The organism is Streptomyces longispororuber (genome assembly GCF_014656095.1).
GTDB lineage: Bacteria > Actinomycetota > Actinomycetes > Streptomycetales > Streptomycetaceae > Streptomyces > Streptomyces longispororuber.
Genome location: NZ_BNBT01000246.1, coordinates 1 through 7833 on the forward strand (window position 1 = coordinate 1; position 7833 = coordinate 7833).

At 73.6% G+C, this 7833-nt stretch carries 8 protein-coding genes; 7 read left to right on the forward strand and 1 reads right to left on the reverse strand.

Annotated elements, in window-relative coordinates; translation table 11 throughout:
- The first annotated feature begins 193 nt into the window (after positions 1-193).
- The 7 genes from IE330_RS37020 to IE330_RS37050 all read left to right on the forward strand — a co-directional run bounded on the left by IE330_RS37020 (position 194) and on the right by IE330_RS37050 (position 6781).
- Positions 194-943 carry a GntR family transcriptional regulator gene (locus IE330_RS37020; protein ID WP_190140583.1) on the forward strand — a complete coding sequence of 250 codons (750 nt, stop codon included), beginning with the start codon at positions 194-196 and terminating at the stop codon, positions 941-943.
- 159 nt (positions 944-1102) lie between these two features.
- A complete protein-coding gene (locus IE330_RS37025; protein ID WP_190140578.1) occupies positions 1103-1249 on the forward strand; it encodes a hypothetical protein in 147 nt (48 codons plus the stop codon).
- Positions 1250-1410: 161 nt separating this feature from the next.
- On the forward strand, positions 1411-2427 hold the full coding sequence (locus tag IE330_RS37030) for a sugar ABC transporter substrate-binding protein (protein WP_444546242.1): 1017 nt from the start codon (positions 1411-1413) through the stop codon (positions 2425-2427).
- Positions 2424-3482 carry an ABC transporter permease gene (locus IE330_RS37035; protein ID WP_190140580.1) on the forward strand — a complete coding sequence of 353 codons (1059 nt, stop codon included), beginning with the start codon at positions 2424-2426 and terminating at the stop codon, positions 3480-3482. The genes IE330_RS37030 and IE330_RS37035 overlap by 4 nt, the downstream gene beginning before the upstream one ends.
- Before the next feature lie 161 nt (positions 3483-3643).
- The gene (locus IE330_RS37040) at positions 3644-4438 is read left to right on the forward strand and encodes an ATP-binding cassette domain-containing protein (RefSeq protein WP_190140584.1); all 795 of its coding nucleotides are present in this window, start codon (positions 3644-3646) and stop codon (positions 4436-4438) included.
- 582 nt (positions 4439-5020) lie between these two features.
- Complete coding sequence (locus tag IE330_RS37045) at positions 5021-6178, forward strand: ROK family glucokinase (protein WP_190140581.1); 1158 nt, start codon at positions 5021-5023, stop codon at positions 6176-6178.
- The gene (locus IE330_RS37050) at positions 6179-6781 is read left to right on the forward strand and encodes a sugar kinase (RefSeq protein WP_190140582.1); all 603 of its coding nucleotides are present in this window, start codon (positions 6179-6181) and stop codon (positions 6779-6781) included.
- A gap of 21 nt (positions 6782-6802) precedes the next feature.
- Here IE330_RS37050 and IE330_RS37055 read toward each other — a convergent pair whose 3' ends face one another.
- Positions 6803-7753, reverse strand: a complete 951-nt coding sequence (locus IE330_RS37055) for an ornithine cyclodeaminase family protein (RefSeq protein WP_308439078.1) — start codon at positions 7751-7753, stop codon at positions 6803-6805.
- Between the last annotated feature and the right edge of the window lie 80 nt (positions 7754-7833).

The following is a 7833-nucleotide window of genomic DNA, read 5'->3' on the forward strand; positions in this document are numbered from 1 at the left end:
ACGGCAGCCGCCCGCCGGGCCGTCGCTCGCGCCGTCGCCCGCGCCACCTCGGGGGTCGTCGCCCGCGCCGCTCCCCTGTCGCCGCCCGCCCGGCATTTGTCCGGACAACCGGACTTCACGACTTCCCGTCATCATTCCCCGGCACTACGCTCGGCCCGTGACCGAACCAGCCGCCAAACCCGTCAAGCGCGAGGTGGACCCCACCCTCTCCCTGCACCTCGGCGTCGACCGCAGCAGCCCGGTCCCGCTGTACTTCCAGCTCTCCCAGCAGTTGGAGGCGGCGATCGAGCGCGGCGCCCTGACGCCCGGCAGCCTGCTCGGCAACGAGATCGAGCTCGCCGGACGGCTCGGCCTGTCACGGCCCACCGTCCGCCAGGCCATCCAGTCGCTCGTCGACAAGGGCCTGCTCGTGCGCCGCCGCGGCGTCGGCACCCAGGTCGTGCACAGCCAGGTCAAGCGCCCGCTGGAGCTCAGCAGCCTGTACGACGACCTGGAGGCGGCCGGGCAGCGGCCCGAGACCCGGGTCCTGCGCAACGTCGTCGAGCCCGCGTCCGCCGAGACCGCGGCCGCGCTCGGCGTGGCCGAGGGCAGCGACGTCCACCTGATCGAGCGGCTGCGGCTCGCGCACGGCGAACCGATGGCGTACCTGCGCAACCGCATCCCGGCCGGGCTGCTCGGCCTGGACAGCGAGCGCCTGGAGGCCACCGGCCTGTACCGGCTCATGCGCGCGGCGGGCATCACGCTGCACAGCGCCCGGCAGTCCGTCGGCGCCCGCGCCGCCACCGGCGAGGAGGCCGGGCTGCTCGCCGAACCGGACGGCGCCCCGGTGCTCACCATGCGGCGCACCACCTTCGACGACACCGGCCGCGCGGTCGAGTACGGCTCGCACCTCTACCGGGCTTCGCGCTACTCCTTCGAGTTCCAGTTGCTCGTACGGCCCTGAGGGCGGCGGTGTCCGTACCGGGCGCCGCGTCCCGGCGTGGCCCAACCGAAGTAAGAATGTTCTGACAAAGTCATTGACGGTGGGTCGCGCCCCCGGCTAGAACTCCCACCAGCCGCACCGCGGCATGGCCGGGACACGGCCGGGAGAAGGGGGCCCACCATGCGTACAGCCCGCACGGCAGCAGCCGTCACGGCGGTCGTCGCGCCCGCGGGAGGCGGCGGCGGACCGGTCCCGGCCGGACCCGCCGTGGTGACCGGGCCGGACGGCCCGAAGCCGGAGAAGTTCGCCGCCCGCGGTACCCGATGACCACGCCGGGAAGCGGCGTGACCGATACTTGGGCGGCCGGGTCCGGTCCCCGGGACCGGCGGCACGAGAGACACCGCGCGCCACGGCACCCCGTGCGCGCCGCGGACACGGCGCTCTCGCACAGCACTGCAAACACTGCACAGCAAGAAGGGCACGGCGACGTGGCAAGGATCAGGACGGGAGTAGTACGTGCGGTGGGTGCCGTGCTGGTGACGGTGCTCGGCGCGTCCCTCGCGGGCTGCAGCAGCACCGGCGGCAAGCGCGCCGAGGACGCGCGCAAGGCCGCGCAGGCGGGGGGCCGGGCGGCCGTGGACACGCCCCGCTGGACCTTCGCCATGATCACCCACTCGGGCGACGGCGACACGTTCTGGGACATCGTGCAGAACGGCGCCAAGCAGGCCGCGGTCAAGGACAACATCAAGTTCCTGTACTCGCACCACGACGAGGCGCAGCAGCAGGCGCAGCTCGTGGACGCCGCGGTCGACAAGAAGGTCGACGGGATCATCGTCACGCTCGCCAAGCCGGACGCGATGAAGGCCGCCGTGGCCCGCGCCCGCAAGGCCGGCATCCCGGTGGTCACCGTGAACTCGGGCTCCGAGGAGTCCAAGGCGTTCGGCGCGCTCACCCACATCGGCCAGGACGAGACCGTCGCGGGCGAGGCCGTCGGCGAGGAGCTGAACAAGCGGGGCCGGAAGAAGGCCCTGTGCGTCCTGCACGAGCAGGGCAACGTCGGCCACGAGCAGCGCTGCGACGGCGCGAAGAAGACCTTCAAGGGCGAGATGCGCAACCTGTACGTGGAGGGCACCAACATGCCCGACGTGCAGTCCGGCATCGAGGCCAAGCTCCAGTCCGACAAGGACATCGACGCGGTCGTCACGCTCGGCGCGCCGTTCGCCGACACCGCGGTGAAGGCCAAGGAGGGCGCGGGCAGCAAGGCCGAGATCGACACGTTCGACCTCAACGAGAAGGTCGCCGCGGGCCTGAAGTCCGGTTCGCTCGGCTTCGCCGTCGACCAGCAGCCCTACCTCCAGGGCTACCAGGCCGTGGACCTGCTGTGGCTCTACAAGTACAACGCCGACGTCCTCGGCGGCGGCAAGCCGGTCCTCACCGGCCCGCAGATCGTCACCGAGGACCAGGCCGACGAGCTGGCGGACTACGCGAAGCGGGGCACCCGATGAGCGCGACCGCCCCGGCACCGGAGAAGCCCGTACGGGCCGCCGACGAGCGGCTCCTCAAGACCTCGCCCGTGAAGAGGCTCCTCGGCCGCCCCGAGCTCGGCTCGGTCGTCGGCGCCGTGGCCGTCTTCCTGTTCTTCGCGATCGTCGCGGACAGCTTCCTCCAGGCCACCAGCCTGGCGACGGTCCTGTACGCGGCCTCCACCATCGGCATCATGGCGGTGCCGGTGGCGCTGCTGATGATCGGCGGCGAGTTCGACCTGTCGGCGGGCGTCATGGTGACCACGTCCGCGCTGATCTCGTCGATGTTCAGCTACCAGATGACCGCGAACGTCTGGGTCGGCGTCGGCGTCTCGCTGGTCGCCACCCTCGCCATCGGCGTCTTCAACGGCGTCATGCTGATCCGCACCGACCCGCCGAGCTTCATCATCACCCTCGGTACGTTCCTGATGCTGACCGGCATGAACCTCGGCTTCACCAAGCTGATCAGCGGCACGGTCTCCACCAAGTCGATCTCCGACATGGAGGGCTTCCCGTCCGCCAAGGACGTCTTCGCCTCCACGCTCACGATCGGCGGCGTCGACTTCAAGATCACGATCGTGTGGTGGCTGGCGATGGTCGCCGTGGCCACCTGGATCCTGCTCCGCACCCGCGCGGGCAACTGGATCTTCGCGGTCGGCGGCGGTGAGCAGGCCGCCCGCGCGGTCGGCGTCCCCGTCGGCAGGACGAAGATCGGCCTGTACATGGGTGTCGCCTTCGGCGCCTGGGTCTCCGGGCAGCACCTGCTGTTCAACTACGACGTCGTGCAGTCCGGCGAGGGCGTCGGCAACGAGCTGATCTACATCATCGCCGCCGTCATCGGCGGCTGCCTGATCACCGGCGGCTACGGCTCGGCGGTCGGCGCCGCCGTGGGCGCGCTGATCTTCGGCATGACCAGCAAGGGCATCGTCTACGCCGAGTGGAACCCGGACTGGTTCAAGTTCTTCCTCGGGGCGATGCTGCTCCTCGCGACCCTGCTGAACGCGTGGGTCCGCAAGCGCGCGGAGGCGACGAAGTGACGACAGAAGGCGCACCCAAGGACACGTCCCCGGGCGCGGACGGGGCCGTCCCCGCCGCGGACCCGGACCTCGCCGCCGCCGAGGAGCCCTCCGCCGGGGACGAGGCCGTTCCCGCCGCCTCGGAGGAGTCCGCCGCCCCGGCGGGCGCCCCGGCCCCGCCCGTGGACCGTACGCGGACGCCGCTCGTCGAGCTCGACGCCGTGAGCAAGTACTACGGCAACATCCGCGCCCTCGAAGGCGTCTCCCTGGAGGTGCACGCGGGGGAGATCTCCTGCGTGCTCGGCGACAACGGCGCGGGCAAGTCCACCCTCATCAAGATCATCGCGGGGCTGCACCAGCACGACGCGGGCACCTTCTCGATCGAGGGGGAGGAGACGCGGCTCGGCAGCCCCCGCGAGGCCCTGGACCGGGGCATCGCCACGGTGTACCAGGACCTCGCCGTCGTCCCGCTCATGCCGGTGTGGCGGAACTTCTTCCTCGGCTCGGAGCCCACCAAGGGCGTGGGGCCCTTCAAGCGGATGGACGTCGAGTTCATGCGCGCGACCACCCACGCGGAGCTGCTGCGCATGGGCATCGACCTGCGCGACGTCGACCAGCCCATCGGGACGCTCTCGGGCGGCGAGCGGCAGTGCGTGGCGATCGCGCGGGCCGTGTACTTCGGCGCGAAGGTGCTCGTCCTCGACGAGCCGACGGCGGCGCTCGGCGTGAAGCAGTCCGGTGTCGTCCTGAAGTACGTGGCCGCGGCGCGGGACGCGGGTCTGGGCGTGGTGCTGATCACCCACAACCCGCACCACGCGTACCTCGTCGGGGACCGATTCGTGCTGCTCAAGCGCGGGGCGATGTCCGGCGCCCATACGCGCGCCGAGATCACTCTCGACGAGCTCACGCGGCAGATGGCGGGGGGCTCCGAGCTCGAGGACCTCCGACACGAGCTGGAACGGGCCACCGCCCCGTAACGCCCGGCATCCCCGCCGCCCGCGTCTGCCCCTCCCCGTCGCAGCCGCGTCCGCGACTTGTCGCCCATTGCCCGCGCAGTTCCCCGCGCCCCTTGCGGGGGCGCCCCGTCAGGGGCGCGGGGAACGGCGCGAGCGACCACGCACCCGCCCGCAGTCGCGTCTGCCGGGTCCGTCCGCAGACGCGTCTGCGGGTTTTCGCCAACTGGCCGCGCAGTTCCCCGCGCCCCTTGCGGGGGCGCCCTGCTTGGGGGCGCGGGGAACTGCGCGAGCAACCACGCACTCACCCGCAGTCGCGTCTGCCGGGTCCGTCCGCAGACGCGACTGCGGCTTGTCGCCAACTGAGCGCGCAGTTCCCCGCGCCCCTTGCGGGGGCGCCCTGCTTGGGGGCGCGAGCAACCACGCACTCACCCGCAGTCGCGTCTGCCGCGCCGCCCCGCAGTCGCGTCTGCGGGTTTTCGCCAACTGAGCGCGCAGTTCCCCGCGCCCCCTGGCGGGGGCACCGGGGGGGGGAAGGCCCGGGGCGGCTGCGCCCCGGGTTACCCGTTGTGCGCGCCCCCGCGAGCGTGAGGCAGAATCGGCGCGATGAGCACCTACCGCGACCTCACCCACCGCGGCTCCGCACGCGCCACCGTCCTGCGGACCGTGGGCACGCGTGAACGCCGATCCCACCTGACGGCCCCGCGCGTCCCCACGGTCGGCATCGACATCGGCGGCACCAAGGTGATGGCGGGCGTCGTCGACGCCGACGGGCAGATCCTGGAGACGCTGCGCACCGAGACGCCGGACAAGTCCAAGAGCCCCAAGGTCGTCGAGGACACCATCGTCGAGCTGGTCCTCGACCTGTCCGACCGGCACGACGTGCACGCCGTCGGCATCGGCGCCGCGGGCTGGGTCGACGCGGACCGCAACCGCGTCCTGTTCGCCCCGCACCTGTCCTGGCGCAACGAACCCCTCCGCGACCGCATCTCCGGCCGCCTCGCCGTGCCGGTCATGGTGGACAACGACGCCAACACCGCCGCCTGGGCGGAGTGGCGCTTCGGCGCGGGCCGCGGCGAGGACCACCTGGTCATGATCACCCTCGGCACCGGCATCGGCGGCGCCATCCTGGAGGACGGCCAGGTCAAGCGCGGCAAGTTCGGGGTCGCGGGCGAGTTCGGGCACATGCAGGTGGTGCCCGGCGGCCACCGCTGCCCCTGCGGCAACCGCGGCTGCTGGGAGCAGTACAGCTCCGGCAACGCGCTGGTCCGCGAGGCCCGGGAGCTCGCCGCCGCCGACTCCCCGGTCGCGTACGGGATCATCGAGCGGGTGAAGGGGAACGTACCGGACATCACCGGCCCCCTCATCACCGAGCTGGCCCGCGAGGGCGACGCCATGTGCGTCGAGCTGCTCCAGGACATCGGCCAGTGGCTCGGCGTCGGCATCGCCAACCTGGCCGCGGCCCTCGACCCCTCCTGCTTCGTCATCGGCGGCGGCGTCAGCGCGGCCGACGACCTGCTCATCGGCCCCGCCCGGGACGCCTTCCGCCGCCACCTCACCGGCCGCGGCTACCGCCCCGAGGCCCGCATCGCCCGCGCCCAGCTCGGCCCCGAGGCCGGCATGGTCGGCGCCGCCGACCTCGCCCGGCTCGTCGCCCGCCGGTTCCGCCGCGCCAACCGCCGCCGCGTGGAGCGCTACGAGCGGTACGAGCGCTACGCCCAGGCCCGCCGCGCCGACGACCGCACCGCTCAGGGGACCCCGTAGATGACCGTGCCCCGCCAGCCCTCCCCGCCGGACGTGCCGGGCCCGGCAGGCCCCGGCGCCCCGGAGCGGCGCCGCCCCGAGGACCGCCGCCATATGATCCGCCGCCGCTGGCTCACGGCGACGATCATCGTGCTGCTCATCGGCGTCCCCGCCGGGTACCTGCTGATCTCCGCGAACCAGTCCCGCGACAGCGGCCGCGACAAGGAGAAGAAGTACTCCGCGACCGGCCTCACCGCGGGCTGGCCCTCCAAGGTCCAGCGCCGTCTGTACGACGTGCCGGTGCCGCCGTACTCGGCGGAGGTCGCCTACTACGAGACGAACAACTGGCGCACCAGCCGGCTGTACGTGCAGTTCCTCACCAGCAACGAGGGCCTGGAGACGTTCCTGGAGGAGACCGGCACCAGCGCGCGCCGGCTGAAGAAGGACGACATCACGATCAGCAAGCGCGACCAGAAGGTCGTCGGCTGGGAGTTCACGGGCCCCGGCCCCTGGTCGGGCATCACCCACGACCAGGACGACCCCGCCCCCACCCAGGACATCGTGGTGAACCGCGCCAACCCCGACCACCCCATGGTGTACGTGGTGTCGCGGACCACCCCGTAGCGCCCGCAGGGCCGGGGCGCGTCAGGCCGCCTCCCGCCACGCCTCGTACGCGGCCACCGCCACCGCCAGGTCCTCCCACGCCATCCCGGCCGACTTGAACAGGCGCGGCCGCCCGTCCGGCACCGGCACCTCGCCCCGCACCAGCTCGCCGAGCGTCCGGAGCGCCCCGAGGCCGACGGCCCCGGCGGCGACGGCCCGCACGATGTCGCCGCACTCGCGGACCGCCACGGACCGGGACTCGACGACGACCGTGGCGCGGCCCACGAGCCGCTCGTCGACCTCGCGCGCGTCGGGCTCGTGGGAGCCGACCGCCGCGACGGCCGTGTGCGGGGCGAGCGGCCCGCTGTCGAAGAGGGCCTCGCGCGCCGTGGTGCAGCAGCACACGACGTCGGCGCCCGCGACGGCCTCGCGCGCGGCGGCCGCCTCCGAGAGCCCGGCGTCCCGGCAGCGCCGCACGAACGCCGCGAGCCGCCCCGGGTCCCGGCCCACCACGTCCACGTGCGTGAGCCCCGGCCGCACCGCCCGCACCGCCGCCACGTGCCCCCACGCCTGCGGCCCCGTGCCGAACACCAGCAGCCGCCGGGCCCCCGGGACGGCGAGGTGACGCAGCGCCGCCCCGGAGACGGCGGGCGTGCGCAGCGACGTCAGCGCGCTGCCGTCGAGCACGGCCAGCGGGGTGTGGGTCACGCCGTCGAGGAGGACGTACAGGCCCTGGACGCGCGGCAGCCCGCGGGCGGGGTTGCCCGGCGTGACGGAGGCGACCTTCACCCCGGCGTACGCCGCCGTCGCCGAGGGCATCAGCAGGAGCTGGCCGCCCTCGACGCCGACCACGGACCGGGCGGGCTCCGCCTCCGGGTCGAGGCCGCCGCCGGTGAGGGCGGCCTCCACGGCGTCGACGGCGGTGGCCATGGGCACGAGCCGCGCGAGGGCGTCGGCGTCCAGGTGGGGGAGGTCCCCGCGGGGGCCGCTCAACGGGGCAGGACCCGGCGGGCGACGCCGGCCGCCGCCGCGGGCAGGACCGCGGCGAGCGCGAGGCGGCGGCGCGCGGTGCG

What these genes read in the sequence shown, in the direction of transcription:
- IE330_RS37025 (WP_190140578.1), top strand. Translation starts at nt 1,103, where the DNA reads ATGCGTACAGCCCGCACGGCAGCAGCCGTCACGGCGGTCGTCGCGCCC.
- IE330_RS37035 (WP_190140580.1), top strand. Translation starts at nt 2,424, where the DNA reads ATGAGCGCGACCGCCCCGGCACCGGAGAAGCCCGTACGGGCCGCCGAC.
- IE330_RS37045 (WP_190140581.1), top strand. Translation starts at nt 5,021, where the DNA reads ATGAGCACCTACCGCGACCTCACCCACCGCGGCTCCGCACGCGCCACC.
- IE330_RS37050 (WP_190140582.1), top strand. Translation starts at nt 6,179, where the DNA reads ATGACCGTGCCCCGCCAGCCCTCCCCGCCGGACGTGCCGGGCCCGGCA.